Here is a 26,476-nt window from a genome sequence, read left to right on the forward strand (position 1 = left end):
GCATAATTCCCTTCGTTTTAGAACAAGAATCTATGAGCCAATCGTTCCATCCGAGACAACAGCTCAGGCATGTGAACTGGTTTTACTACGTAATCATCAGCGCCCATCTGCAGGGCATGTACAATATCCGCCTGATTATTTCTTCCTGTCAGCATGATCACTAATATATTCACTTCCGGATACGTCTTGCGGATTCTTTCCAAGACTTCAACGCCATCAAGATCCGGCATCACACCATCCAGCAGGATAATATATTTCTCATCGACGGAAAACCAATCCGATTGCAAGAAATCCAGTCCATTCGCATAACTGCTGATTCTGACCTCAGCAATATCTTCCGGCTCCCAAGTGTCAAACTGATGAGTCACAATTCTACGAATCAACGCATCATCATCCACAATAATTACATTGAGAACTGAGTGTTTTTTAGTTGACGATAAATGGTCCGTGTAGAGTGTCGTCTGATTCCTTCCGGCATCCTTGCTGGCATAGAGGGCCTGATCTGCTCTTTCTACAATTTTATCGGCAATATTCTCAGCTTCTGTTACCTCAGATATCCCACTAGAGAAGGTCACATGGAAGATTTCATTCTTCGCAAAAAAATCGGTGGCAGCAAATCGCTCCTGAATACGCTCAATCACTAACAATGCAGAACTCGCATCCGTATTGGGCAGGAACACAGCAAACTCTTCTCCACCAAAGCGGCAAAAGGTATCTTCCATCCGGATCGAACTCTGTACAAGCTCAGATAAGGACTGTAATACCTCGTCTCCGATTAGATGACCGTATGTATCATTAATTTTTTTAAAATAGTCCAGATCAATCAGCGCTAAAGAAAATACCCGTTCCGTGCGCTTAAAATCGCAAATCAGTTGCTTCATCACTTGATTAAAGTGTTTTCGATTAAACGCACCCGTTAATTCATCCACAATGATGGAGTCCTGCCATTCCCACTTTAGCTCAAAGCGGTTTTTGATCAGAGCTAGGAATAAATCAATATCTACAGGCTTCGATAAAAAATCCATTACACCCAGCCTATAGGCATGCAATTGAGTCGCTTTGGAGTACTCCCCACTTATAATGATGATTGGAATAAGTTCTTTTTTGGCTTTGCCGATAATTTGATTCAAGACCTCAATCCCACTGATATCTGGCAAAAGAATATCCAGAAGAATCAGATCCGGTTTGCTTTCATAGAAAATCTTAAGACCCCGTTCAGCGGATAAGGCAATGCTTACATAATAGTTCTGCTTCTCTAATGATTCTTTTAAATAAGCTACTAATTCAACATCGTCATCAATAAGCAAAATATCATTATGTGGGAGCGCATCATCATTCCTTTTTTTGTCTAACTGCTTAACAGAACCTAGAGCAACCGATGAATCTTGGTCAAAAAGTTGAATAAGCGGATACAAATAATCCCCCCACTCAAGGGCAGACCAGTTCTTAAGGCTACTTTCCATGAAATAGGGCAACGTTGCATCGGCAAATTGTTCAACTTCTTGTAACCCAACAGTTCCAGCCGTGCCTTTCAAATTATGCAAAAAACGATAAATGTCCTTCTCTTTAACTTCCGTCAGTTCCGACCATTCCTGGAGGGTTTGTTTGGTCCGTTGCTCGACCATATCTTTATATTTTTGTGTAGTCATATTTACTCCTTCAGAGTATCGTATCAATCTATCACTTCATCACATTTTTGATATACTGTCAATCGAATTTTCTTTAAATCCATAGGCCTTAACAAAAAAATGATCAAACTGACAAAAAACCTTTGGTTGAAGCTTGCTTCAGCATTTGCAATAATGATTGGAATGGTTCATTCCGTTTAGACGGTGTAATCACCATATACAAAGGGAGGCTGTAATCATGAAGGGGATTATTACTGTATTAGGAAAAGACAAAGTAGGGATTATTGCCAAGGTATGTACATATCTTGCCGAGCACAATTTGAACATTCTGGATATTTCTCAGACGATTGTACAAGATTATTTTAACATGATGATGATTGTAGACATTTCTGGCTCGACTAAAGCATTTGAGGATATAGTTGAGGATTTGCATTTCATCGGAGAATCGATCGGTGTGGAAATCAAGCTTCAGCATGAGGATATTTTTAATATTATGCACCGCATCTAGGAGGATGACCATGATTTCATTGGTGGAAGTACAAGAAACGAATAAGATGATCCGTGAAATGAATCTGGATGTGCGTACCATAACGATGGGGATCAGCCTCATGGATTGTGCTCATACAGATATGAGAACTTTTAACCAAAATGTATACGACAAGATTACTAGATCCGCCGAGAAACTCGTTAAAACAGGTGAAGATCTAGAAAGACAATTTGGTGTTCCGATTGTTAATAAACGGATTTCTGTGACCCCTATTGCTATTGCTGCTGGAGCCGTGAAGACGGATACGTATGTACCTGTAGCGGAAATTTTGGACAAGGCTGCAAAAGAAGTTGGCGTTAACTTTATTGGTGGCTTCTCTGCGCTTGTACAAAAAGGCTGCACCAAAGGCGATCGCATTCTAATCGATAGCATCCCAGAAGCATTGGCAGTCACTGAAAGAGTCTGCTCCTCTGTCAACGTTGGCTCCTCCAGAAGTGGAATCAATATGGATGCTGTGAAATTAATGGGTGACATCATTATTCAAACTGCGGAACGCACCAAGGATCGGGATTCCATCGGCTGTGCTAAGCTGGTTGTCTTCTGTAATGCCGTCGAGGACAATCCTTTTATGGCTGGAGCATTTCACGGTGTTGGTGAACGAGAATGCGTCATCAATGTTGGTGTCAGCGGCCCAGGTGTAATCAAGCGTGCGTTAGAAGAAGTTAAAGGACAGGACTTTGAAACCCTATGCGAAACGATCAAACGGACGGCGTTTAAAGTTACGCGTGTTGGTCAACTAGTTGCACAGGAAGCTTCTAAACGGATGAACGTTCCCTTTGGGATTATCGATCTTTCTCTGGCTCCAACTCCAGAAATTGGAGACTCCATTGCGGAGATCTTTCAAGTCATGGGTCTGGAAGAAGCAGGCGCTCCAGGAACAACAGCCGCTCTGGCTATTCTAAATGACAATGTTAAAAAAGGTGGCGTTATGGCCTCCTCATATGTTGGCGGACTCAGTGGAGCCTTTATTCCGGTCAGTGAAGACCACGGAATGATTCAAGCCGTTCAGCGTGGTGCCCTTACTCTCGAGAAGCTAGAAGCTATGACCTGTGTATGTTCTGTAGGGCTGGACATGATTGCTATACCGGGAAGTACAACCAAAGAAACGATCTCTGGCATCATCGCAGATGAAGCTGCTATCGGAATGGTCAATAACAAAACAACCGCTGTTCGCGTCATTCCTGTCATCGGCAAGGATGTAGGCGAAATCGTAGAATTCGGCGGCCTCCTTGGATATGCACCAGTAATGGCTGTTAATTCCTTCAATTGCTCCAACTTCATTAATAGAGGTGGACGAATTCCTGCTCCAATTCACAGCTTTAAGAATTAAAAACCAAGTGAAAACACTTTCAGCGCCCTTTTAAGGTCGGTAGGCGTTTATACGAGAAATATAAGACACTTTATCACTAAGAGACTTGCAAAGAAGATCCTTCCACGCCGTAGCGTCAGAAGGATCTTCTTCTTTATTCCTTATTATTTTTCCGAAGTCTGCACTCTAGCGCTTCTTGCACTCACCATTCTCCACCCCGTTAGCAATGCAGCCACAAAGCATATGGATGCCGAAGTCATGAACACTACATGCATGCCGCTGATAAACAACTCTGGCTGACCCTGAACTAGACCTGTTACCCGATAACCTGCTTCACTGCTCATCACATGAAAGAGAATCGTCGTAGCTATCGTAATACCGACGACCATACCCACATTACGAACTAGCGAATTGACGCTACCCGCAGAACCAAGCTGTGTTCTTGGCACCTTGGACATCACAAGTGAATTATTCGGCGATTGAAACAGACCACTACCTATTCCAAGCATAGCGATCCACACACCTACCAGCACAACTGAGCTTCCCTCATGAAGCTCAGCTAGTCCAAACTGAGCAATAACCATGACCACCAGCCCTGCAAAAGTTAGGAATTCAGAGCCGATTTTATCCGATAAAGCACCGCTTATTGGCGCTACGACTACCATACATATTGGTAACAGCATCAACAGGAATCCCGCGTTAAATGGCGATAGATTCAGCATATTCTGTGCATAAAACGGCGCGATGATATTAAAGCAGAAGTTCGCTGTAAACACTAGAAACCCACATAAAATACTTAATGAAAACAATTGATTCTTAAATAATGACAAATGCAGTAGCGGTTCTTTTCTGCGAAGCTCCGTCCACAAGAAAGCAATGAAGCTGATTACAGCTACGATTAAAGATGTCACAATTAAGCTGTCGCCATAACCGAGCTGCTGTCCCAACAAGAGCCCCGCGAACAAACTTATGATAAAAATAGCGAAGAGCAGATTGCCTGGAACGTCAATTGTAGATTTCACCCTAGTTAAATCCTTAGGCAGTACCTTCCAGCCTAACAGGATAGCGATCACTCCAATTGGAATGTTCACCCAAAAGATATATTCCCAGCCTAAGGTAGACACCATAACGCCCCCTAAGCTAGGTCCTGCTATACTTCCCAGAGAAACAAATGTACCAATAAAACCAAGGGCCTTACCGCGCTCTGAGGCAGGGAAAATATCCGTAACTATTCCCTGACTGTTCGCCATTGTCATCGAAGCTCCGATAGCCTGAATAACGCGTGAAGCAAGTAATGCAGGTAAACTAACACTAAGTCCACACAGCATTGAACCAATAACAAAAACAATCGTCCCAATCTTAAAAATTCTAATCTTCCCAACAATATCTCCAAGCTTCCCGAAGAAAAGAATCGCTGTACAGATTGCCATTAGATAACCAGTGGTTACCCATTCGATTTGTGCCATAGGTAGCTTCAATTGTTTTGATAATTCAGGCAGAGCGATGTTGACAATACTACCGTCAAGCGTGGACATAAAGGTGAAAATATTCAGTACAATTAAAATCATCCAACGTTTCTTCTGAATTTCCTTGTTTTCTTGATAGGTTGCGCTAATAGAACTCATAACTAACACCTCATTAGAATGTATAATCAACGTTTAGTTGCGCACGCAACCAAACTCGCATACCCAGTGTACATCAATTTAGTTGCGTGAGCAACGACTTTATTGTACACTTTGTCTCAGGGTAGCAAATACGCGAACTATTAACCCAAAGAGGTGTCTATCTTGGAAAAAGAGCCTATAGGAAAGTTAATTTCCCATTTCCATCGTCAAAATCAAAAGAAATTGGTAAAAAAATTCGTGCCCTATGGAATAGGTAGCGGTGGGCAACATAGCTTTCTCAAATTGATTATTTCCAAGCCTGGGATTACACAAGATCAATTAACTGCTGAATTGAAATTCGACAAAGCCACCACCGCACGTTCCGTGAAGCAATTAGAGAATTCGGGATATATAGAACGAAAAGTAGATCCCAATGATCGACGCTCTCACCTACTGTATCCTACTCCTAAGGCAATCGACTTCTCGCCTGTCCTTCAGTCCATTTTAGATGATTTTAACAAAAGCTTGGTTGGCAAATTAACCAATGAGGAAGTAGACCAGCTTCGTAACTTACTTCAAAAGATCAGCACTGACGAAGAGTAGGGAACAAGAAAAGCAGCAGTCACAAAAGTAGTGAATGCTACTTTTGGGGCCAGCTGCTTTTTTGAGAGTTATTAGGGGATAAACCCCTGATTTCGGGCATGGTGGTGTCCATAGTCACTAAATCAGGTTTTATCCTCTTGTACATATTAACGACTTCCTGACCATTGCTACCCTCAGCAACAAATTCATAATCTAACTCTATTAGAATATCCTTCAATATTGCTCTCATAAATGCGGCATCATCAACGATCATTATTCTCGCCTCCACTTCACCAGAACCCTCCCTTTTTTTACAATATATCCATTCTATAAACCCCTTCTCTTCTAAATCTCTCATTTCATTATTCCGTTAATCAAAAAGCCTAACCAACAATAAAAAAAGCCTCTCAAATGAGAAGCTGCTGCATCACTATATCAACTTAGTAACACGAATTTGCCAGCAGAACCAGCATAATGCTACTTCTTAACGAATGCTACTCTCACTACTCCCTAATGTCCGGACGCCTGAACATTCCCCTCCGCGGAGGCATCCATCTTCTGACGTCCCATAAAGAACGAAGCCAATAACGCTAACGCTGCAGGAATCACAGCCCAAGCAAAGGTGTTTACAATAGAGGAGGACAACCCCGCCGTAATCTTACCCAAAATTTCAGGTGGAATAAGCGCCCTAGTCTCCGGCGACAGCAAGGTATGTGGGTCTTTAAAATCCATAGCTCCCGCAGGAGCCGCTCCTCCACCGCTCGCCGTGAGTAGCTTGGAAAGACTGCCTGAGAAATAGTGACTTTGAATGATGCCGAATGTGGTAATGCCTATGGTCATGCCCAGTGAACGAATGAAATTCAGTGTTGCGCTGGCAGAACCGCGTTGCTGTGCGGTCAGTCCATGAATGGCTGCCGTACTTAGCACTGAAAATGAAGCTCCAATCCCCAGCCCGATCAAGATCATATACAAGGTCACAAGCAGACGTGAAACATCCGGCGTGAGTGTTGCCACAAGTCCAGTACCAATTACTAAAAGTGCGAACGTAGGAATCATCAGGCTGCGGTAACTGGTTTTGGCGATCAGGAATCCTCCCATCGTAGCTGTAACCACTGAGCCTACCATCATTGGCAGCAGCACAAGTCCTGAATTTGTAGCTGATCCGCCCATTACACCTTGAATAAAGATAGGAATATATACGGAAGCCACAATAAAAGCAGCACCGCTAAATAAAGCACAGATGATGCTCACCGCATATAATCTTTTTTTGAACAAAGCAAAGGAAATAATCGGTTCTTTCGCTCTAGTCTCTACAAAAAGAAACATAGCTGCAAGTATCGCAAAGGCTGCAAATAAACCAAGAATCATGGACGAACCCCAAGCATACTCTTTCCCGCCAAGCTCCAGCGCAAACATTAAACAAATGACTGAGCCTAGAAGCGTACCCGCACCCAACCAGTCAATAGGCTGTTTTGAATGCTCATGCGACTCTTTATAGAAACATACAACCATTACAAATGCGAGCAATCCAAGTGGCAAGTTAATATAAAATACCCACTGCCAAGCAATATGATCTGTAATATACGCGCCCAGCAATGGACCGAATATGCTCGACAAACCGAATACAGCCCCGAATGCCCCACCCAACTTGCCACGAGTCTCCAGCGGTACAGCATCGAACATGATTGCAAAAGCGATCGGCACCAGCGCACCACCACCGATTCCCTGAATAGCCCGGTACGCAGCTAACTGAGTAATCGTGTCTGCCGTTCCACAGAGAGCAGAACCCGCCATAAATACGATAATCCCAAAAATAAAGAACTTCTTGCGACCATACATATCGGACAGCTTGCCGAAAATGGGCATACCCGCCATCTCGGCTACGAGATAAGCTGATGTGACCCAGACAAATTTGTCCATTCCGCCAAGTTCCCCAACAATATTACCCATTGCAGTAGCAACGATGGTGCTGTCCATGGAGGCCATCAGAATTCCTAGTAGGAGACCTGCGATAACAATGCCCAGATTGGGCGATTTGGCAGCACTCATATGTTCCACTCCTCTTTTTCTCAAAAAATAACTATAAAATTGTCTTTATATCTTCACTTGATGCTTCACTGTTGCGTGCTTATGAACTTCTAGTGTATCGCGGAATTCCACCGTTTCTATTTCACAATCCGGACCAATGATTACACGTTCTCCCCTTACCATACTAGCCTTTGTATTGACCAGATCAATAGCATCACCTTCGATTAGCCCCGCTTCAAACAGTATTTTCGAAGTTGGCTTCATCATATGCAGCAGTCTTCCAGTTTTACTCTTCTTAATGGTTAAGATACTGCCCCCAACCTCCTTCGCACTACTTGGACCAAACAGTTTAATCTCCAAATGCTCAGCACTAAGTAATCCAGCTACGCTTAAGGCACCAGAAATTTGCAATTTTTCCCCTTCACAATCACCCTTCACATCCAGATTTCCGTAGAGATGAAGCTTATCGATTTTTACGGAGGCTGCTTTTATTTCACCCTGTCCACGTAAGGAATCTCCTTCAAGACTACCCTCGAGCGCAATTTCGCCAGTGATTTTCATTTGCTTCATATGCAGATTTCCAGCTATATTGGCATTTCCAGTCAGATTCATCTTCTCGCAATTCACATCTCCGGCGAATTTGCATTCTCCAGTGATCTTAACGTCTTTGAAAGAACCTCCGGCTGAAGACGTCGTTCCAATTATTTTCAGATTATCATTCACCGACCTTCTCCACCTTTCCAACTCTCGCTTCAGGATGCACTGTAATCTGCTCGCGATACTCTACCCGTCCGAGTGTACAGCCTGGGCCAATAATGACAATATTTCCTCTGATGATATCCGCAGTTGTATATTCTACATCTATAAAATCTCCCTCGATCGTTCGAGTACATAGCTCCGGTCGAAGTTTAGGGATGATCCCACTGAACATCTTACTCCAAAACCCATTATTCACTTGCCGTATCACGAGGCTCTCCACACCAATTTCATTGGCCTTCCCCTGACTCTGCAGTTTGAAATCCACATGACCGGCACTTAGTAAACCACCAACATTAAAGCTACCTTCACCTACGAAATCCTCAAGCTCACAATCACCTTTGATACTCACCATTCCGTTAAGGGTACAGCTTTCACCTCGAAAACTCTTACCTACATTAAGAACCCCATCCACCTTTAGGGTGCCAAAACGCATATTACCCATCACTTTGATGACTCCGTTGCATTCTGCTTCTTCTGCTGCAAGATCATCATTCAAATTCATATGCCCATTTCCTTTAAACATTCGTGCCACAATCGGTCCCACTACTTTACCTACACCATCCATGTTTACGTTGTTGTAAGTACCTCCGGCCCCACCACTAACCCCGTTTATAATCAAATCAGGCAGCTGATGTTTGTCCATTACTCTTCCTCCTATTCAACAAGCTTGTAGGCAAGCTTACCTTTCAATTGTTCGATCAAATCTGCATAGGCCATTTTACTGACCAATCTAACCCCTTCATCAAACCATAACTCCGCAGGTGCTTGTGCCAGAATGAAGGATGAAATCCCCATTTTCCGGACAAAAAACAACTCCCAGCTTCCACTCTCGAGCCTTGAAACTTTCTCCTCTAAAGTACGAAACAGAAGCTCTGCCTCCTCCATACTCATCTCCCCAGCACTAAGCAGGCGGTCTACAGCGAATAAATGAACGAGCCCTTCAAAAGTATATTTACTTTCATCGCCGAGACTTTCTCCAAACTTCTTCAGCGTTGTTGTCGAAACAATGTTACGTTCTATGATTTCCTTAGCAGTTACACTCACCTTCTCAAAGGATGCCTTATCCGATAGCTTATCAGCCATTTCATCCAAAGAAAGTCCATCTTTCATATTTACAATGTTGTGAATCCGCGACAAGATCATCTCTTTAGGAAAAAAAGTCTCTTGTCCAGTAAAGGTTGATTTACGAATAAACCATTCCTCGGGAATTAACTGCTTCCTTTTCCAGCGGTACAATTGCCCATATGAAATACCCGTTAAATCCAGCAGTTGCTTCTTCGAAATCAAATCATCTTCCATATGCGATCACTCCTTGAAAACATCGTAACATAACACTGTTACGTTGTAAACAAAACACTCCCCCTTAAACCTCCAACTGCAACAAGTCATTGTATTAAAGTTTCCCTCCAAGATTTTAAGGCATAAAAAAAGAGCGTACCTCCGTCTTGAGGAGGATTTTCGCTCTTTTACCCGCACTGTATTCTTTGATTTAAGCTATGTTAAACTAAAATGTTAATTTATGAGGAAAAGAGAAGGAGTCTTTATCGACTCATTTCCTCACTTAATGTCTTTAGAATCTTTTCTTTGGTTTGGTTTAATCGTTTTCCAGCACCATGTGGGTGTATTGGTTCACCCCAGATAAAACCATCGCCTTCGTACCTTGGAATGAGATGCATATGGTAATGGGTAAGGTCGTTAAATTTCCCTCCATCTTGACAAATTCTTATACCGTCAGGTTTAAACAAGCTCTTCAAAGCAATTGAAAGTTTTTTCGAAGCATCCATGATAGCATAAGCAGTCTCTGACTCCATCTCTTCGACATCCCAATAATGCTTTTTGGGGAGGATTAGAGTATGTCCTTCATTAAAAGGAGCAATATCAAGCACACAAGTAATAAATTCATTTTCATAAACAATATTTAAGTCAGGTTCAATACCATTAGCGATTCTACATCCTAAGCATTCCATGTACAACATCGCTCCATCCTAACGAGATTTTTTTTACGACACTCCTTACAACGATATCGCTGTCGCTTCACTTCACAACCAAGAACAGTGTTACAAATTTCCCAAAACGAACAACTGAATGGCTAATACAATGAGGAGTAGCTTTTAGCTTTAACATAGCTTTTATTTAAAATATTGCTGAACTACTGTATACGCTAGCTTCGGTCTGCGATAACGGTCTACCATACCTTTACTGTTCTGTGTTCCAGCTCGTGTCAAAAGCCAGCCTAGCCCTTCCGTTACTCGGCAATCGCAAAATTGCCATATAAACATTCCTGACAAGAAATAAAGCGAGGTATAAGCTTTTAGATTCTGCTCTACAATATCCGCTTGCCGCTTCTCGGTCCCTTTAACTCACTAGGATCACGATAGCCATAATACCCATCAGCACCGAATTCGCTCATGATCATTGGCTTACCTAAACCACCCGCAGCATCTGCCCACTGCCGTGCCTGTAAACACAGCTCCCGAGGGTCGGAATCGTCGTACCACTACGGATAGAGGTTAAAGGAAACGATATCTACTAGATCAAACTAAGCTCTCTATCCCGCTGGTGGGAAGCAAACGTAAGCGGTCGAGATGTATCCATCCTGCGAATCTGCGAAAGCTGTGTACGATACATCTCTTTTCCTTCCGGCAAATCACTGGCACACTCATTAAGAATTGCCCAGATAACAATACTTGGATGATTATAATGCGACTCGACCATCTCTCGATTACAATCTTCACACTGCTTAGCAAATAAAGGATGTCGCATCTGTTCTATGCTAAGACCACGAGCATGATTCTCCTCCCATACGTAAACTCCTCTCTCATCACATAAATCGAGGAAGCGCTCATCATTTGGATAATGACTTGTACGTACATCATTGGCTCCCATATCCAGCATCAGTTCCATATCTTGAACCATAAGTTGATAAGGAATCGCCGATCCAACGAGGGGATGATCTTCAGGTCGGTTGAAGCCTTTAAAAACAATATCTTCTCCATTGATTTGAATCGCGCCACGTTCTGTAGTTACGGTACGAAATCCCACACGTTCAATCAGATCATCCACAGGCTCCTGTTGATCCTTTATGAATAGCTGAAGCTCCAGCATGTATAGTTGCGGCTCCTTTCCAGACCACGAGATTACATCTGGAAACTATTCAGTTTACGCTTCTATTTCGTAAGGATGCAATTAGAAAAGAAGGCTCTCCCTAGCCATTGCTATGGTACCTGGGACAGCCTTCTCTATTTTACTTGCTCTATCTACGAATCTTACCGTTTAAGTCTTTCATTATCCTCACTGTACATAGGTATAATGGGCTGAATCATATTGCGGGCCAGATTTCTCATAAGTGAACCAATACTCAATACTGCTGCCGGCACTCAATCCACTCACGGTCTGCTTCCATCTTCCTGAACTGTTCGTCATCCGATAATTAAGCTGAGCACCTCCGTTAATCTTGTAATGCACATCTACATAAAGTGCAGCAGTTGTTGGAGTAATATAAATGCTTGCTTCTGTTGAAGAGAGCTTCGTTACCCCTGCGGTGTAGTCTGCGGTCACATGGTCTCCGCCTCCATTACCTCCAGAGGGATCAGTCGTAACTGTTGCGGCATTACTAGCAGTTGATAGATTGCCTGCTGCGTCAGTAGCTTTCACTGTAAACGTATATGCTGTGCTCGGATTTAGTCCGTTAACAGTAGCTATAGTTCCCGCGACAGAGGCTACCTGCTGTGTTCCGCGATAAACGAGATACCCTGTAACACCAACATTATCGGTAGAGGCGGACCAGCTTAAGTTAACTGCTGTATCCGTCTTGCTGGTTACCGTCAGATTCGCTGGAACGGTTGGTGCTGTAGTATCTCCAGTATTACCACCATCCGTTAAATATTGCCCGGTGAATGGATTAAATCGGTGAAGCGACATAATTAACCAACCTGTGCTTGATACGCAGTTTTGTTGCGCCATCACCCAATAGCTGTTGCTGGTCCCTTTCAGTGAGTAAGGAATACCCCCAAGAGAAGCACCGCTTGTGCCTTGTTTTTTTATAATCTCTGTATTGATCGCATCTGCTTTGGATGTATTGCCTTGCATATAGTAGGCAAGTGACATAAATGCGCTACCCTCAAACCATACATCTGCACCCGTATTTCCAATTTGATTTCCGTTATCGTCGAATGCCGGCAACACTTCATCTGTCCAATCAAAGTCATATCCCGTAAGTGTATTTCCTGCATCATTATAAGTAAGTGTCTGTTTGTAACGCGGATTCGCGAGTGTACCTGGAGTGCCGGATGCATTTTCAACATAGGCTAAGCTTGCTCCATAATTATGCGTTCCGGATACTCCTAAGGCCAATACTCCCCAAGGATTCACATCTAAAGGAATTTTAGGGTCGATTAGATTCGTATCGTTTTTCCAGCCCCCCTTGAATCGTTTAGCACTGTCATCCCACACATAATTATCAAAAAAGGTTTTGACTCCTGAAGCTGCACTATTGTAAGCTGCTGCTTTTGAAGAATCTACCGATGCATAATACTGCAATACCCGATAAATATCGATATTGTGCTCGGTTGAGCTCCAAGGTTCGTCTGAATTGCTCCAACCGCTCCAACCTCCAGCAATACTGCCATTGGCTTTTTTATACGACAAGCTCCAATCGAGTGCTTTGAGCGCCATCGGACGATACCTTGAATCATTATATTGCTTCTCATAGGCCATAGCAGCCATTGCCATCCATACTACTGGCCCCACATGTTTACGGATTTCCTCACCGAAGCCATTGTTATACCAATAAGAATTCAACCAGAACCCTGAGGGGTCCTGAATGTCCCGCATCTTGTTCAAGACTTTCTCCGCACGTGTCCGCTCACCTTTTACAATAAAAGCGATGGCTGCTACGGCCTGATCATACGTGTATACAATCTGTTTAGGGTTGTTGGGTCCCCAGAAATCCTCAAAGCTATCCACCAATCCATCAAAAGCATACCCCGCTGTTGCATCCTGTTGGGCTTTGAGCCAAATTAACGCACGGTTTGAAGCATCAGCAGCAGCATCTGCACTTGCTTTCCCACCAAAAGGTAGAGCCACACCAAGAACCAACAGAATTGACATTAAAATCGAAAACAGCTTCCTCATCTTCATAACTTTCCTCCTCATAATCATGATGATCTGGGCAATGAGAGTTCTTTGAAGCTAAATAACTAAAGCGTTTTCATCAAGCAACGGCGGAAACTTTTGAAATCTTTACCATGGTAATTGTCCTCATTCTCAGCCTTTGTAACCGATTCGTCAACGATTATCTGTAAAATTTTAACTAAATAAGGCGAAACGCCTAAAAATTCCATTTAAGAAACTATACGAAAGACCATAATTACTTTATTAATTCGTGTTCACGTAAGACAAAACAAAAAGAGCAGACAGCTCCTTTAATAAGGATTCTATCTACTCTTTACTATCTATTTCACTAATCTATTCCGCTTTGTCTTCTCCAGAAGCTTCGGCTGCAGCTGGTTCAGCAGCAACATCCTCATCAGATGGTTCCTGTGCTACCGGTGGTGCAACCCGGACAATCAAAGTATCCTCAGGCGTCAATACTTCCCAGCCTTCATGCTTCGGCAAATCGGATACCAGCAATTGGTCACCAATATCCAGTCCACTGATATCCACTTCAAAAGATGCAGTTAATTTATCCGGAAGTGTGCGAATATCCAGTTCATGCAATTCAATTTGTTGTACGCCGCCACTCTTCACACCAACGGGCTCGCCAGTAAAGTGGAATGCTACTTTCGTATCCAATTTGGCTTTCATGTCTATCTGCTGAAAATCAATGTGCAGCAGTTGTTTGGATACTGGCTGGCGCTGAATTTCTTGGATGACAGCGTTCTTTTTACCCGAGTCTGGCAATTCCAACGTTAGAACTGCCCGAGGGTTATTAGCCAAAATCCCGATAATTGTCTTAGCATCCGCTGTAAAGGATTGGCTATCTGAACCTGCACCGTACACGACGACCGGTACAAAGCCTTTTCTGCGCTGTGAAGAAGTCGAGCCGGATCTTTCTGTCAAACGTACTGTTGTATTCATGATGATTCCTCCTAAGTAGGGATTTTAAGTAAGACCGATTAGATATGTATGTCTAACCTAACCACTCTCTTATTACCCCATTGTCCTGCCTTTGAATCCGTTAAGGACCTTACTTAACACAGGTTATAACAGGGTTAAATTGTATTATCATACAATTCAATATTAATTATTCATTACTTAGGAGTGAATGAGCTGTTCACTAATAAGCTTAACGTATCCGGCTGACTTCTCGCTTTTTGCAAATCGTGGTAGTAAAATATAGGCAATAACCATTTAGGAGTGAAGCCATAAGATGCAAATTCAAAATGGAACAGGACGTTTTTTTGTTGCGAATGACGGTAAGGACCTTGCCGAGATCACATACAGTTTAGATAAAGAAACTGGGGAATTGGTCATTGACCACACTCGTGTTTCTGAAGAACTGCGCGGTCAGGGTACCGGTGAAGAACTTGTACGGGCTGTTGTAGATAAGGCTCGAAATGAACATTTGAAAATTGTTCCTGTGTGCTCCTATGCAGCTCATCAATTCGAGAAGCATCCGGAGTATAAGGACGTGCTGAGCGGGAACATAGGCGGGCGAGACTGATCTCCGTTCCCGTTTCCGTAAAGATTTATTAACCTATTCGAACTTATTTTCTTAGTTCAAATACAATTTAGGAGGAAACGGGTTTGACTACTGCTAATACTTTGGAAAATATAGAAGAATTACAAGAACGTTGTGAGCAATATGAGGGAATTTCACTGAAATTGAATTGGGATATGCTTCGCGGACCATCAAGTGTAGGGGATACAGAATGGCTCGTGACCTATGATGACGAGTTACTGGTCGGATTCTTAGGACTATATGGATTCGGAAGCGATATGGAAGTCTGCGGTATGGTTCGACCAGGATATCGTCGACGGGGTATCTTCACCTCTCTGTGGAACCGAGCACAGACTATTATTAAACGGGGCAATGTCACTACCCTTCTTCTGAATGCTCCCGCCGCCTCTACTTCTGGAGCTGCTTTTCTGCAAACACTGCCTTTACAGTTCAATCACGCTGAATATCAGATGAAATGGGACGGAAATTCGGTTACTTCTTCTGAAGCAAGCTCAGCCACAGGGACAGTGATTTTGCGACCTGCGCGTGAAGACGAGGCGCATATTCTCGTCGAGCTGGACTGTGGAGGTTTTGACATGAAGACAGAAGATGCCGCCGAACTCTATGACCTGCAGAAACAGGAAGGCCTGCAAGAGCATATTATGATCGAAATGGACGGACAACCTGTTGGTAAAATGCGGCTGTGGACCGAAGATAATGAAACCTGGATTTATGGATTTACTGTCAGCAAGAAGCTACGAGGGCTAGGCATTGGTCGAAGTGCACTTCTTCAAACGATCGAACGAGAACGTAAAAACTATAATGGAATTAATCTCGAGGTCGCTCTAGATAATCCCAATGCGCTTAAGCTATATGAAAGCTGTGGCTTTGTCATTCAGAATAAACAGGATTATTACCGATTTATCGGCTAATCCATAGAAATAAAGCCTCCTGTCTATCGGGCGTTCTCGCCTGTAGGACAGGAGGCTTTATTTTATTTTTAGAGCGATCACATCAGTCCAAACCCTCCAACATTGGCTTCACTTCTATCATTTCTACGGTCACTGCAGTTTAATGAGCCATCAGCCAACACTTCCTTCTCAAGAAATACAGCTAACAAACGTACGTAATCCAATGACTCTTTTTGAGAGAATGTATGTCCATGGTAAGAATATTTACTACCCTCTAATAGCGAATAAATTTCCACGGTCTCCGCAGGTTCACCGTAAGCTGCATAACAGAAGACGTTAGTCATATGCAAAAAGCCCGCAATGGTATCCTCATTGCCATTCACCATAAACTTCTGAATGTTCAGACTTCTACTATTTTGTAAAGAATTCCAAGCCAGTTGAGTAATCATCGAAAGCTCCAGTTTCAGCTCCGGGACGGGAACATACCACTGCTCATATAACATAACCGGGATCTCCTGTAGATGATTGCTTGAGACAATACGCATAAGTTCATCCGCTATACTCGTTTTGATATCCCAATATTGTAGCAATGAAGGAAAAGCATCCCCTTTAGGAGGCCACCGACGCTCTAACAGAAATTGTATAGGTGTCTCTCTTCGCACTTCAGGCAGCAGACTGTAAAAGTCGTTAAGTGTATGCCCTACCGCATACTGGACCTGCTGGCGCCAGCGTGGAAGCCCCGTTGCTGGAGTTCCACTTGATAAATTCTCTGCCCCTCCAAGCATAATGTGCTCCATCCGATAATCATGGAGTCGTTTATACTGAGGTGTATGTACATGTTGGGGTTTATTTATCCAACTTCCTGCTGGCACGCCCATCCTATGATACCGCCAAACAGGCTTCGATAAATTGACGACCGAATTGACGGCAGGCTTCTTTTTCAGCAGCGCTCGGTCCATATTCAATCTTTAGACTATCCTGTAATATCACAGCTCCACGTTCCTTTAACTTCTCCACGAATAAATCCACTGCTCCACAATAAATGGCGTATCCTGTATCTCCACTGCCAAAAACTGCTGACTTCACAGCGGTCAAATCAAGCTCATCCATCTCCTCATAGAAATCAAGAGCTTCATCCGGTAGCTCTCCATCTCCCCAAGTGTATGCCCCTAGTAGCACGCCTTCATATGTATTTATCTCAACCGCATTACATTCAGTGACCGATTTCAAAACGGCTTCACCGCCTGCTTGGCGTATTCCTTCTACAATCAATTCAGCCATTTCCTCAGTGTTGCCAGTTAAACTGGCATATGCCACTAGCACTTTAGCCATCTTTCTGTTCCTCCCCAACTAAACCTAAAATTTAAAACATATATACTTTCACCCTCATTCTATTTGATAATGATTATCATTGTCAAATAAATAAAATAAAAAAACGCAAACTCCCGGTTATTCACACGGTTGCGTTTGCGTTCGATCCCTATTTTTGCTCAAAACTGAATTAGTATGCTCCTTCGAGCAAGGTAATGTGATTACCATCTGGATCACGGAAGTTCATTTCTTTCCCGCCATATTCCATCGTAACCGGTGGCTGACAATCCAGTCCTTTAGCCTTTAACTGTTCGTACGTAGCATCAAGGTTATCGCAGCCGAATACTAAATTAACAAAGCCTGTCGTTAGCTTTTCCCATTTCGTCGCATCCCAAATAATGAATCCAGGCTGTTTCTGGTCAAACCCAATCTTTGCGCCATCATAGTTGCCATAACCTTCGAACGGGATAGGAATACCGAGCACCTCCGAATAAAATGCAGCCAACGCTGCAGTATCCTTAGTGTAAATGTTAGTACCTTCAAAAGACGAAATCATAACTTGTCCCCTTTCATTCTCATCATCTTAGTGCCCATTTCTTACTTGAGTTTAACAAGACTAGAACCCTTTGTATTGCAAAATCGCGACATTTATCTACCAGCATAGACCAAAGCGTCAAGTGGTGTTCGTCCTGCATATTTCTTGAAATTGTTTATAAAATGAGACTGATGGCTGAATCCATACGCAAAAATAAGATCCTGCATGTTCTTCGTCTGCGCAGACAGATGATACATTTCCCGCCAAACATTCTGAAATCGCACAAGATCAGCTGTTTTTTTGGGAGCTACACCTATATATTCTTGAAATAGTCTTTCTAATTGCCGTCTGCTTAGATTAGAGCTGGCTTCCAAATCCTCAGCTGTTACCACACCTTTTTGTTTAATTATGGTATAAACTGCGTTCATTACCCGATCGTTTGTCCGCCCTTCACGCTCAAGACGCCGAAACAGATAAGCCTCAGCAGCTGCAATCCTTTCATTCATAGAATTTGCTTGTTCCAGTAGAAGCCCCAGCTCTCTCTTAAAAGAACCAAAGTATTGGTCTACATCCACAAATGCATTCAAGACATCCCGGAGATGGTCATCCGCAAAATAATGAACGGCCCAGAAATGAAATCGGATACCGAAGCGTGAGATCATACCTTCTCCCCTGTCTGAAGGGACTTCAAAAGGAGCATCATTTATGCCGGAAAAAACAGTTCGTGTACTGCCTGTTGATACATCCAAATTCCATATAATGTCCATGCATGTATCCGGAATAATCGTTTCCATCCCAGGTTCGTAACAAACTGTCTTGTCCACAACGGGAACTAATGCCTCTGAATGGAGACAAGGCTCAACAGAGCCCCAGAAGCAGCGAATATACGGCTGTAGCGCTTGGCAAGGCAGAAACTCACTTGTATGGTCTGGATTCGCAGTTATCGGGAAATATAGAGGTGAGAGATTGAACATACGCTGCTATTCTCCGATCGTAAATATTGTAAGAGCTCTAGTATCTGATCATACACAATCCTTACTTGTAGCGCCAAAATAATAGCTACAAGTATGGAAATATTATACACATAATCTTCATTGGATAAAATAAGTAAAGTGATAAGCCTTCGCGTAATTTGTTTGTAGCTATAAGGTGAAATGATGTACAATAAAGGCTAAATGAATTTTTGAAGGATGGATTAAATCATGTATATAGCGAGCGACTGGAAAGACTATGAAGTAATTGACACTGGCGGTGGAGAGAAGCTTGAACGTTGGGGCGACATTATCCTGCGCCGTCCTGATCCGCAGATTATTTGGCCGCTACCCAATGAGACAGCGAAATGGCGTGATGTGCACGGTCATTATCACCGTTCCTCGGCTGGCGGTGGACAATGGGAAATGAAAAAAAAAATTCCGGATGATTGGAAGATTAGTTACGGAAAATTAAAATTCCACCTGCGTCCTACGAATTTCAAGCATACCGGGTTATTCCCTGAACAAGCGGCTAATTGGAGCTGGATGATGGACAAGATTGCGGCTGCTAACCGTCCGATCTCAGTGCTAAACCTATTTGCTTACACTGGTGGAGCTACTGTAGCCGCAGCAAGTGCCGGCGCTTCTGTAGTTCACGTGGATGCAGCCAAAGGTATGGTGCAATGGGCGAAGGAAAATGTACAGCTGTCTGGCCTGGGAGAACGTCCAGTTCGCTACATCACGGATGACGTATTCAAATTTGTACAACGCGAACAACGCCGCGGAAGTAAATATGATGCGATTATTATGGACCCACCTTCCTACGGAAGAGGACCTGGCGGAGAAATGTGGAAGCTGGAATCAAGCTTATATCCATTCCTTGAGAGCTGTTTGCAAATTATGAGCGATAAACCTTTGTTTATGCTTATAAATTCTTACACCACCGGAATCTCTCCAACAGTACTACGTAATATGTTGTCGATGACAATGGGCAAACGTTATGGTGGGAAACTCACCTCCGGCGAAATCGGTCTTCCGATCACTTCCTCCGGCATGAACCTACCATGTGGTATTCTGGGACGCTGGGAGGCGTAAGCCATGTCACAGCATATATCTGGCAACAACGAAGCTATGGGCGGAGCATCGCAGCGCTTTGAAGTGTTGTACGAAGATAACCATCTTCTCGGAATAGTGAAGCCTGTGAATATTCCTGTTCAGGAGGATGCCACTGGAGATCCTGATCTGCTGAACCTGCTCAAAGATGATGTGAAGGAACGTTTTAACAAGCCTGGAAACGTCTATATGGGCCTAGTCCACCGCCTGGATCGTCCGGTTGGAGGTGCAATGATCTTTGCCAAGACATCTAAAGCTGCATCAAGACTGTCCGAGAGTGTCCGCACTCACAGCTTTCATAAGGTGTACTTAACTGTCGTGCACGGAAAACCGCCAGCATCTCGCGACCGTCTTACCGATACGCTGCTTAAAGACGCAAAGAGTAACACCGTGACCGTAGTCCGGAAAGGAACCCCCGGTGGTAAGGAGGCCATTCTGGATTACACGGTACTTGGCAGTGCAGAGGGCTTCAGCCTGCTCAAGATCGATTTACTTACCGGTCGTTCACACCAAATTCGAGTGCAGCTCAGCTCCATCGGCTGCCCATTATACGGTGATCAGAAGTATGGGGCTTCAGTGAACAAACCTGGACAGCAAATTGCTCTGTGGTCTGCACTCGTAGGCTTTCCTCACCCTGTTACCAAAGAAGAGGTAGAACTTACTTCCCTGCCCCCACAAACTCATCCTTGGGATTTGTGGTCTAAGGAATTACAAAAGAAGGCCGTCCGCTAACGGATGGCCTTCTTTTTTTGAAATAAAGTGTTGTTGTACTTCCTTAACGGCTTGTCATCCCGAATTCATCTATTACATGGACAATCTCATCCCTGGTATAAACTTCATTGCGATAAGGTTTACCATCTTGATATCTCATAATAGGAAACAAATCTCCGTAGGTGAAACTGATAGTATCAGGGTCAAATTGATCAATTGAAATTCCTGCCGAATATCGAGATAATCTTCCGATCACTGACTTGCATAGCCTTTATTCTGGTGACGTAGATCATTAAGAATCTGTTCCGCTACTTGTGGCGGTAGATCAGACAGATTATGAAATGGACCTGTAGATTCATTGTAGTAGTGATACAACAAATCTATTCCCTTATTCACGGTGTAGAACTCTCCGGTGTAGTTGTAACAACCATTTTGCCCATTAAGTATAGTAGTAACTGTTGGTTATGAGAGGAGATCGGATCAAGCGCTTCTGCAAAAAAATCGCTGCGGATCTTTAAACCACGTGCAGTCTCCTGCATTCCAGTTTCCGTTATACTCACCCATACAATACGTCGGTCCGCAGCATCTCTCTCCCGAACAATAAGCCCATGCTTCTCCATCCGATCAAGTAACATAGTAACCGCTGCAGGACTGGTCGCCAGATGTGGAGCCAGATCAGAAGGCTTCATGGCATCACGTTCCTGGAGCAGTTCAAGTACAGTGAGTTGGGCATCCGTTAGCGTTGGGGCAAGATTACTGTCCATATGTAGTTTATAATCTTTCAAAATCTTATGCCAAATTTTACTGAATTCAGATGCGTGCACACTTATTCCTTCCTTTCCTTGCGGTTCTATCCGGTATACCTACATTTTCGCGAAACAAATTCCATTTCCTGCAAAAGAAGAAAAATAAATCTTCTGCACTGTTAAGCATGAAAATAAAAAACGATGCTTAGTCAGTTCTCATGAAGAGTTGACTAAGCATCGTTATAATAATTCTGTTGTTACTAGCTTGTTTTACTTAACTGCTGGGAAAAGATTAACGATCTCATCTTTTTTCTCCACAGGAACAATCTGTTTGCCCGTAGAGCGACGCTCTCCAAGTGGTGCAGATTCAGAAGAAAATGTGTGATGTGCATTCTCCCGTGTAATTGCGTTTAATTCCAGCGGTTCTCTGCAATAGAAAGCCCCTGCCAACCTGCTGCCATTTGGTCGTACTCGCTTGCCTTCCTTAAATTCAAAGGTTGGCATTCCTTTGCCACCACGGCTTTGGGATGGATAATCCACTAGTAGTGAACGTTTCGCATATCCGATATCGGAGATGGAGAGGATTTCTCCTTCGTCCTCGCTGACCCAGAAGCAAGAAATTACCTCATCGCCCTCACGCAATTGAATTCCTCTTACACCAGATGCAACACGACCCATAGGATTAACCTCATTCTCATGGAATCTAATGCTCATTCCTTCACGAGTCACGAGTACAATGTCCTTGTCATTCGTACTAGTAGTCACTGTAATGATCTCATCACCGTCTGCTACCTTACAGGCTGCTACCGCTCCAGAACGGCTTGTAGAGTATTCCTTGAGCTCTGTACGCTTAACCTGACCTCTGCGGGTGATAAACACGAGACTTTGCTGAGGATCGTCAAGATTATTGACCGGAATCACACTAATGATTCCATCCCCTTTAGACAATCCGATAACGTTAACAATCGCTGTACCAGGTTCTTTCCATTTAAACTCCGGAATCTGGTGAACAGGAAGCAAAAAGTATTGCCCCTTGCGCGTAAATACCAGCAGACTGTCACGGGTATTCACATCGAGCAGCTTGACGATATGGTCGCCTTCTTTAACACCTGATGTGTGACGTTCCCCACCAGAACGGGTAAAGGAAAGCATACTTGTTCGCTTAATATAACCGTCTGCTGAAAGTGCTACTAGCACATCTTCTGCGTTGACTAGCGCTTCAAGGCTAACCTTAAGTTCCTCTACTTCGCCTTGGATAAGGGAGCGACGATCAATCCCATATTTATCGCGAATCTCCAGCAATTCCTTACGGATTACAGCTACGAGCTTCTTGTCACTTTTCAATATACCGCGCAGATGTGTAATCTTTGTCATCATTTCATCCAATTCTTTTTGGAGTGAAGTAATCTCCAAATTGGTCAGACGATACAATTGCAAGGTAAGGATAGAATCCGCTTGACGTTCACTGAAGCCGAACATCCACACGAGATTGTTCTGAGCATCCTGCCGGTTCTTCGATGCTTTGATAGCAGCGATAACCTCATCTAGAATATTCAGCGCTTTAACCAAGCCCTCTAAGACATGAGCGCGGTCTTCTGCACGTTCCAGATCAAACTGGGTGCGATGAGTCACTACTTCACGCTGATGCGCGATATAGGCCTCCAGGATGGCTTTAAGACCAAGCTGTTGCGGCGCTTTGTTGACGATAGCCACCATATTGAAGTTATAGGTGATTTGAAGATCGGTTTTTTTGAGCAGATACGCCAAGACGCCTTGGGCATCAGCTTCTTTCTTGAGTTCAACTACAATCCGAAGTCCTTCTCGTCCACTCTCATCACGAACTTCAGCAATGCCATCGATCTTCTTCTCTAACCGAATGTTCTCCATGGAGGTAACTAGTCGTGATTTTACAATCTGGAATGGAACTTCAGTAATCACGATTTGTTGCTTGCCGCCTCGCATATTCTCAATCTCAGTCTTGGAGCGTAAGTAAATACGGCCTTTACCTGTGCGGTAAGCATCCATGATGCCGTCTCCACCCATAATAGTGCCGCCTGTAGGAAAATCCGGACCTTTCATAAAGGTCATGATATCTTCAAGTTCAATATCTGGTTTCTGCATGACTGCGATACAAGCATCAATAACCTCACGAAGGTTATGCGGCGGGATCTCAGTGGCAAAACCTGCGGAAATCCCACTCGTGCCATTCACGAGTAAGTTCGGATAACGAGAGGGCACAACAACAGGTTCCTTGGCTGTATTGTCAAAGTTATCCTTAAACAGTACTGTCCGCTTCTCGATATCACGCATCATCTCCATTGCAATCGGAGATAACCGTGCTTCCGTATAACGCATCGCCGCAGCTGGGTCATCGTCCATCGAGCCCCAGTTGCCGTGACCGTCAACAAGTACATGCCCCAATTTCCATGGTTGCGCCATACGAACCATACCATCGTAAATCGAGGAGTCACCGTGTGGATGGTAATTACCCATTACATCCCCGACGGTTTTGGCTGACTTGCGGTACGGCTTGTCAGGCGTATTGCCAGAGTCGTACATCGCATAAAGAATCCGACGCTGTACAGGCTTAAGTCCATCGCGGACGTCGGGGATTGCCCGGTCCTGAATAATATATTTGGAATACCGACCAAAGCGGTCACCGACGACCTCTTCCAGAAAAGCCGGCAAAAATTGTTCTGATAAACTACTCACTTTGCTCACCTTCTGTTCCTCAAACTGCCCGTTTTAAAATAGTGTGGTGATTCTAAGGTAAAACTTCGGGGAGTTTTGGACTTCCGGTCGCTGTTGTTTCCAGATTTTTTTGATTATAACCGCTGATTGCGGATAAAATCCGGAAACAAAGGCGAACGCTATCGCTCCTACAGTTCCAAAATTCCCCAACGTTCCAAGAATCACCAAGCTTTTTGAAAATCGGGATTATCGTCACTAGCAGCACTACTCACTGCAACTACTCTACAATTTCAGTGAAATCGACATTCTCAACAATCCAGCGTTTACGTGGATCGACTTTATCACCCATCAGTGTAGAAACACGACGCTCAGCCTTAGCAGCATCCTCAATCTGCACCTGAAGCAGCGTACGCGACTCTGGATTCATCGTCGTCTCCCACAGCTGATCGGGGTTCATCTCACCCAATCCTTTATAACGCTGAAGCTCGAAGTTTTTGCCGAATTCCTTTAAGTAATTTTGCAGTTCTTCATCACTCCATGCATAACGTACGGTCTCCAGCTTGCCCGTCTTACGGGTCAGCTTATAAAGCGGAGGCTGAGCGATAAAGACCTTTCCAGCATCTATTAACGGCTTCATATAACGATAGAAAAATGTCAGCAGCAGCACCTGAATATGCGCTCCATCTGTATCCGCATCGGTCATAATGATAATTTTGGAATAATTGCTGTCTTCGACGGTAAAGTCTGGACCAATTCCTGCACCAATCGTGGAAATGATCGCTTTATATTCATCGTTCTTCAGGATGTCCAGTAGCTTGGCTTTTTCTGGATTCATCGGTTTTCCTTTTAACGGCAAGATAGCCTGAATCTTAGAATCACGGCCTTGCTTCGCCGATCCACCAGCTGAATCACCTTCTACGATAAACAATTCGGTACGTGTAACGTCCTTGGACTGCGCAGGTGACAACTTGCCGCCAAGATTCGAGCTCTCGCTACGTTTCTTACCTGTACGGATCTCATCACGGGCTTTGCGAGCCGCTTCACGGGCCTTCGAAGCCTGAATCGACTTTTTCAGAAGACTCTGTGCAACCTGTGGGTTCTCTTCCAAGAAACGAGCCATATTCTCAGATACGATATAGTCTACTGCACTACGAGCAGAAGCACTACCGAGCTGATCCTTAGTCTGTCCAACAAATTCAACCTCGGACATTTTGACACTAATGACAGCCATCATACCTTCGCGCAAATCATTTCCTTCTAAATTCTTATCCTTTTCTTTAAGCAACTGTGTACGGCGGGCATAGTCATTTAATACACGAGTATACGCAGTCTTAAAGCCCGTCTCATGAGTACCACCACTACGAGTAGGAATGGAGTTAACGAAGGAAGCCAAGGTTTCCGTATAGCCTCCATTGTACTGAAGAGCCACTTCCACCTCGATATCGTCTTTTTCTGCGCTGAAGTGAATGACATCATGCAGAACATCCTTGCCCTCATTTAGGAATTGTACAAATTGACTAGCTCCACCCTCGTAAAAGAACTCGTCCTGACGGTTGCTCCGCTCATCATGCAGCGTAATACGCAGACCTGAGTTCAAAAAAGCGATCTCCTGAACCCGTTCAGCCAGCGTGTCATAATTCAGGGCAATTCCATTTGGAAAGACACGAATGTCCGGTTTAAAAGTAATTTTCGAACCGGTTTTGTTGGTGTTCCCCAGAATTTCAAGGCCCGTTACAGGTTCGCCAACATGCTCTTTCCCCTTCTTGTCCACCCAATATTCAAAACGTTGACGATGGATTTTGCCTTCACGATAAATCTCTACTTCGAGCCATTCAGACAAAGCATTCGTCACTGAAGCCCCTACGCCATGCAAACCGCCTGATTTCTTGTAACCAGATCCACCGAATTTACCGCCCGCATGCAGAATTGTAAATACGACTTGCGGCGTTGGTACTCCTGTCTTATGCATTCCAGTTGGGATCCCCCGACCGTTGTCAGTCACCGTTACCGAGCCATCTTTGCGAAGTAGTAAGTCAATCTTCGTACAATACTTGGCTAAATGCTCATCCACGGCATTATCTACAATTTCCCATACTAGATGATGTAATCCCGAAGAACTTGTACTGCCGATATACATGCCAGGTCGTTTGCGTACTGCAACTAGACCTTCGAGCACTTGAATGTCGTCAGCATCGTATCCAGTACGGCCATTCTCGCCGTTATTAGAAACTTCAGCAAACATATCGATCTGTTCGAGCATTCATGCTCCTCCTTCTTTTCTCTATACTCAAGCATTAGCGCCTTCGGCGTCCCTATAAGGACGGTAAGCGTTTAAGCGAGAAATATAAGACATTAAGTATTGGTGCAAA

General features: G+C 43.8%; 27 protein-coding genes. 7 read left to right on the top strand and 20 right to left on the bottom strand.

From position 1 onward, the window contains the following. Positions 1-17: 17 nt before the first annotated feature. Positions 18-1,649: a diguanylate cyclase gene (locus MHH52_RS19275; protein WP_340004074.1), complete on the bottom strand. Its 1,632-nt coding sequence runs from the start codon at positions 1,647-1,649 to the stop codon at positions 18-20. Between the two features lie 217 nt (positions 1,650-1,866). Here MHH52_RS19275 and MHH52_RS19280 point away from each other — a divergent pair, with 217 nt between their 5' ends. Beyond that, positions 1,867-2,136 carry an ACT domain-containing protein gene (locus MHH52_RS19280; RefSeq protein WP_340004075.1) on the top strand — a complete coding sequence of 90 codons (270 nt, stop codon included), beginning with the start codon at positions 1,867-1,869 and terminating at the stop codon, positions 2,134-2,136. Between the two features lie 13 nt (positions 2,137-2,149). Continuing rightward, complete coding sequence (locus MHH52_RS19285; RefSeq protein ID WP_313640209.1) at positions 2,150-3,505, top strand: PFL family protein; 1,356 nt, start codon at positions 2,150-2,152, stop codon at positions 3,503-3,505. Positions 3,506-3,648: 143 nt separating this feature from the next. On the opposite strand, the gene MHH52_RS19290 is transcribed toward MHH52_RS19285, so the two are convergent. Next, complete coding sequence (locus MHH52_RS19290; RefSeq protein WP_340004076.1) at positions 3,649-5,109, bottom strand: MFS transporter; 1,461 nt, start codon at positions 5,107-5,109, stop codon at positions 3,649-3,651. A 162-nt stretch (positions 5,110-5,271) separates the two neighbouring features. Here MHH52_RS19290 and MHH52_RS19295 point away from each other — a divergent pair, with 162 nt between their 5' ends. After that, on the top strand, positions 5,272-5,691 hold the full coding sequence (locus tag MHH52_RS19295) for a MarR family winged helix-turn-helix transcriptional regulator (RefSeq protein ID WP_313640191.1): 420 nt from the start codon (positions 5,272-5,274) through the stop codon (positions 5,689-5,691). Positions 5,692-5,728: 37 nt separating this feature from the next. Here the strand turns inward: MHH52_RS19295 and MHH52_RS19300 are convergent, their stop codons facing one another. The 10 genes from MHH52_RS19300 to MHH52_RS19345 form a co-directional block, all read right to left on the bottom strand. Next, positions 5,729-6,028, bottom strand: a complete 300-nt coding sequence (locus MHH52_RS19300) for a response regulator (RefSeq protein WP_340004077.1) — start codon at positions 6,026-6,028, stop codon at positions 5,729-5,731. Positions 6,029-6,180: 152 nt separating this feature from the next. Continuing rightward, on the bottom strand, positions 6,181-7,719 hold the full coding sequence (locus tag MHH52_RS19305) for an MDR family MFS transporter (protein WP_340004078.1): 1,539 nt from the start codon (positions 7,717-7,719) through the stop codon (positions 6,181-6,183). A 45-nt stretch (positions 7,720-7,764) separates the two neighbouring features. Continuing rightward, positions 7,765-8,421, bottom strand: coding sequence for a hypothetical protein (locus MHH52_RS19310; RefSeq protein WP_340004079.1), 657 nt, complete (start codon positions 8,419-8,421; stop codon positions 7,765-7,767). Continuing rightward, on the bottom strand, positions 8,414-9,100 hold the full coding sequence (locus tag MHH52_RS19315; protein WP_340004080.1) for a hypothetical protein: 687 nt from the start codon (positions 9,098-9,100) through the stop codon (positions 8,414-8,416). The genes MHH52_RS19310 and MHH52_RS19315 overlap by 8 nt, the downstream gene beginning before the upstream one ends. A gap of 11 nt (positions 9,101-9,111) precedes the next feature. Next, positions 9,112-9,756, bottom strand: coding sequence for a YhbD family protein (locus tag MHH52_RS19320; RefSeq protein ID WP_340004081.1), 645 nt, complete (start codon positions 9,754-9,756; stop codon positions 9,112-9,114). Between the two features lie 242 nt (positions 9,757-9,998). Next, positions 9,999-10,424, bottom strand: a complete 426-nt coding sequence (locus MHH52_RS19325) for an HIT family protein (RefSeq protein ID WP_340004082.1) — start codon at positions 10,422-10,424, stop codon at positions 9,999-10,001. Positions 10,425-10,586: 162 nt separating this feature from the next. After that, positions 10,587-10,745 carry a hypothetical protein gene (locus MHH52_RS19330; protein ID WP_340004083.1) on the bottom strand — a complete coding sequence of 53 codons (159 nt, stop codon included), beginning with the start codon at positions 10,743-10,745 and terminating at the stop codon, positions 10,587-10,589. Between the two features lie 241 nt (positions 10,746-10,986). Then, entirely contained in the window at positions 10,987-11,562 is a 576-nt protein-coding gene (locus MHH52_RS19335; RefSeq protein WP_340004084.1) for a glycoside hydrolase family 2 TIM barrel-domain containing protein, read from the bottom strand. 186 nt (positions 11,563-11,748) lie between these two features. Further along, a complete protein-coding gene (locus tag MHH52_RS19340) occupies positions 11,749-13,596 on the bottom strand; it encodes a fibronectin type III domain-containing protein (RefSeq protein WP_340004085.1) in 1,848 nt (615 codons plus the stop codon). A 327-nt stretch (positions 13,597-13,923) separates the two neighbouring features. Then, the gene (locus MHH52_RS19345; protein WP_340004086.1) at positions 13,924-14,535 is read right to left on the bottom strand and encodes a 50S ribosomal protein L25; all 612 of its coding nucleotides are present in this window, start codon (positions 14,533-14,535) and stop codon (positions 13,924-13,926) included. A 292-nt stretch (positions 14,536-14,827) separates the two neighbouring features. Here MHH52_RS19345 and MHH52_RS19350 point away from each other — a divergent pair, with 292 nt between their 5' ends. Continuing rightward, positions 14,828-15,121: a GNAT family N-acetyltransferase gene (locus MHH52_RS19350; RefSeq protein ID WP_340004087.1), complete on the top strand. Its 294-nt coding sequence runs from the start codon at positions 14,828-14,830 to the stop codon at positions 15,119-15,121. Positions 15,122-15,204: 83 nt separating this feature from the next. Next, positions 15,205-16,050, top strand: coding sequence for a GNAT family N-acetyltransferase (locus MHH52_RS19355; RefSeq protein ID WP_340004088.1), 846 nt, complete (start codon positions 15,205-15,207; stop codon positions 16,048-16,050). A gap of 77 nt (positions 16,051-16,127) precedes the next feature. Here the strand turns inward: MHH52_RS19355 and MHH52_RS19360 are convergent, their stop codons facing one another. The 4 genes from MHH52_RS19360 to MHH52_RS19375 form a co-directional block, all read right to left on the bottom strand. Further along, a complete protein-coding gene (locus MHH52_RS19360) occupies positions 16,128-16,907 on the bottom strand; it encodes a hypothetical protein (RefSeq protein WP_340004089.1) in 780 nt (259 codons plus the stop codon). A gap of 1 nt (position 16,908) precedes the next feature. Beyond that, positions 16,909-17,361, bottom strand: coding sequence for a flavodoxin (locus tag MHH52_RS19365; protein ID WP_340004090.1), 453 nt, complete (start codon positions 17,359-17,361; stop codon positions 16,909-16,911). Positions 17,362-17,530: 169 nt separating this feature from the next. After that, on the bottom strand, positions 17,531-17,896 hold the full coding sequence (locus MHH52_RS19370) for a VOC family protein (RefSeq protein WP_313641885.1): 366 nt from the start codon (positions 17,894-17,896) through the stop codon (positions 17,531-17,533). A gap of 92 nt (positions 17,897-17,988) precedes the next feature. Beyond that, positions 17,989-18,849 carry a helix-turn-helix domain-containing protein gene (locus tag MHH52_RS19375; protein WP_340004091.1) on the bottom strand — a complete coding sequence of 287 codons (861 nt, stop codon included), beginning with the start codon at positions 18,847-18,849 and terminating at the stop codon, positions 17,989-17,991. Between the two features lie 228 nt (positions 18,850-19,077). On the opposite strand from MHH52_RS19375, the gene MHH52_RS19380 reads away from it, so the two are divergent. Together MHH52_RS19380 and MHH52_RS19385 are read left to right on the top strand one after the other, a co-directional pair. Then, a complete protein-coding gene (locus MHH52_RS19380; RefSeq protein WP_340004092.1) occupies positions 19,078-19,941 on the top strand; it encodes a class I SAM-dependent methyltransferase in 864 nt (287 codons plus the stop codon). A 3-nt stretch (positions 19,942-19,944) separates the two neighbouring features. Next, positions 19,945-20,691 (top strand): RluA family pseudouridine synthase, encoded by a 747-nt coding sequence (locus tag MHH52_RS19385; protein WP_340004093.1) that lies wholly within the window; start codon positions 19,945-19,947, stop codon positions 20,689-20,691. A 231-nt stretch (positions 20,692-20,922) separates the two neighbouring features. Here the strand turns inward: MHH52_RS19385 and MHH52_RS19390 are convergent, their stop codons facing one another. From MHH52_RS19390 to parE, 4 genes are all read right to left on the bottom strand, one after another. Then, complete coding sequence (locus tag MHH52_RS19390; RefSeq protein WP_340004094.1) at positions 20,923-21,066, bottom strand: hypothetical protein; 144 nt, start codon at positions 21,064-21,066, stop codon at positions 20,923-20,925. Then, a complete protein-coding gene (locus MHH52_RS19395; protein ID WP_313641890.1) occupies positions 21,063-21,494 on the bottom strand; it encodes a MarR family transcriptional regulator in 432 nt (143 codons plus the stop codon). The genes MHH52_RS19390 and MHH52_RS19395 overlap by 4 nt, the downstream gene beginning before the upstream one ends. Positions 21,495-21,686: 192 nt before the next feature. Further along, the gene (gene gyrA, locus MHH52_RS19400) at positions 21,687-24,128 is read right to left on the bottom strand and encodes a DNA gyrase subunit A (protein WP_340004095.1); all 2,442 of its coding nucleotides are present in this window, start codon (positions 24,126-24,128) and stop codon (positions 21,687-21,689) included. Between the two features lie 256 nt (positions 24,129-24,384). Then, positions 24,385-26,367 (bottom strand): DNA topoisomerase IV subunit B, encoded by a 1,983-nt coding sequence (gene parE, locus MHH52_RS19405; protein WP_283908237.1) that lies wholly within the window; start codon positions 26,365-26,367, stop codon positions 24,385-24,387. Between the last annotated feature and the right edge of the window lie 109 nt (positions 26,368-26,476).

The organism is Paenibacillus sp. FSL K6-0276, assembly GCF_037977235.1.
In the GTDB taxonomy this organism is placed as follows: Bacteria; Bacillota; Bacilli; order Paenibacillales; family Paenibacillaceae; genus Paenibacillus_AQ.

Bases quoted from the DNA above. Each gene is read 5' to 3' on its own strand.
- parE (WP_283908237.1), bottom strand. From the start codon at position 26,367: ATGCTCGAACAGATCGATATGTTTGCTGAAGTTTCTAATAACGGCGAG.
- MHH52_RS19300 (WP_340004077.1), bottom strand. From the start codon at position 6,028: ATGAGAGATTTAGAAGAGAAGGGGTTTATAGAATGGATATATTGTAAA.
- MHH52_RS19335 (WP_340004084.1), bottom strand. From the start codon at position 11,562: ATGCTGGAGCTTCAGCTATTCATAAAGGATCAACAGGAGCCTGTGGAT.
- MHH52_RS19380 (WP_340004092.1), top strand. From the start codon at position 19,078: ATGTATATAGCGAGCGACTGGAAAGACTATGAAGTAATTGACACTGGC.
- MHH52_RS19320 (WP_340004081.1), bottom strand. From the start codon at position 9,756: ATGGAAGATGATTTGATTTCGAAGAAGCAACTGCTGGATTTAACGGGT.
- MHH52_RS19350 (WP_340004087.1), top strand. From the start codon at position 14,828: ATGCAAATTCAAAATGGAACAGGACGTTTTTTTGTTGCGAATGACGGT.
- MHH52_RS19290 (WP_340004076.1), bottom strand. From the start codon at position 5,109: ATGAGTTCTATTAGCGCAACCTATCAAGAAAACAAGGAAATTCAGAAG.
- MHH52_RS19365 (WP_340004090.1), bottom strand. From the start codon at position 17,361: ATGGCTAAAGTGCTAGTGGCATATGCCAGTTTAACTGGCAACACTGAG.
- MHH52_RS19315 (WP_340004080.1), bottom strand. From the start codon at position 9,100: ATGGACAAACATCAGCTGCCTGATTTGATTATAAACGGGGTTAGTGGT.
- MHH52_RS19340 (WP_340004085.1), bottom strand. From the start codon at position 13,596: ATGAAGATGAGGAAGCTGTTTTCGATTTTAATGTCAATTCTGTTGGTT.
- MHH52_RS19275 (WP_340004074.1), bottom strand. From the start codon at position 1,649: ATGACTACACAAAAATATAAAGATATGGTCGAGCAACGGACCAAACAA.
- MHH52_RS19325 (WP_340004082.1), bottom strand. From the start codon at position 10,424: ATGGAATGCTTAGGATGTAGAATCGCTAATGGTATTGAACCTGACTTA.
- MHH52_RS19280 (WP_340004075.1), top strand. From the start codon at position 1,867: ATGAAGGGGATTATTACTGTATTAGGAAAAGACAAAGTAGGGATTATT.
- MHH52_RS19385 (WP_340004093.1), top strand. From the start codon at position 19,945: ATGTCACAGCATATATCTGGCAACAACGAAGCTATGGGCGGAGCATCG.
- MHH52_RS19375 (WP_340004091.1), bottom strand. From the start codon at position 18,849: ATGTTCAATCTCTCACCTCTATATTTCCCGATAACTGCGAATCCAGAC.
- MHH52_RS19345 (WP_340004086.1), bottom strand. From the start codon at position 14,535: ATGAATACAACAGTACGTTTGACAGAAAGATCCGGCTCGACTTCTTCA.
- MHH52_RS19360 (WP_340004089.1), bottom strand. From the start codon at position 16,907: ATGGGCGTGCCAGCAGGAAGTTGGATAAATAAACCCCAACATGTACAT.
- MHH52_RS19305 (WP_340004078.1), bottom strand. From the start codon at position 7,719: ATGAGTGCTGCCAAATCGCCCAATCTGGGCATTGTTATCGCAGGTCTC.
- MHH52_RS19370 (WP_313641885.1), bottom strand. From the start codon at position 17,896: ATGATTTCGTCTTTTGAAGGTACTAACATTTACACTAAGGATACTGCA.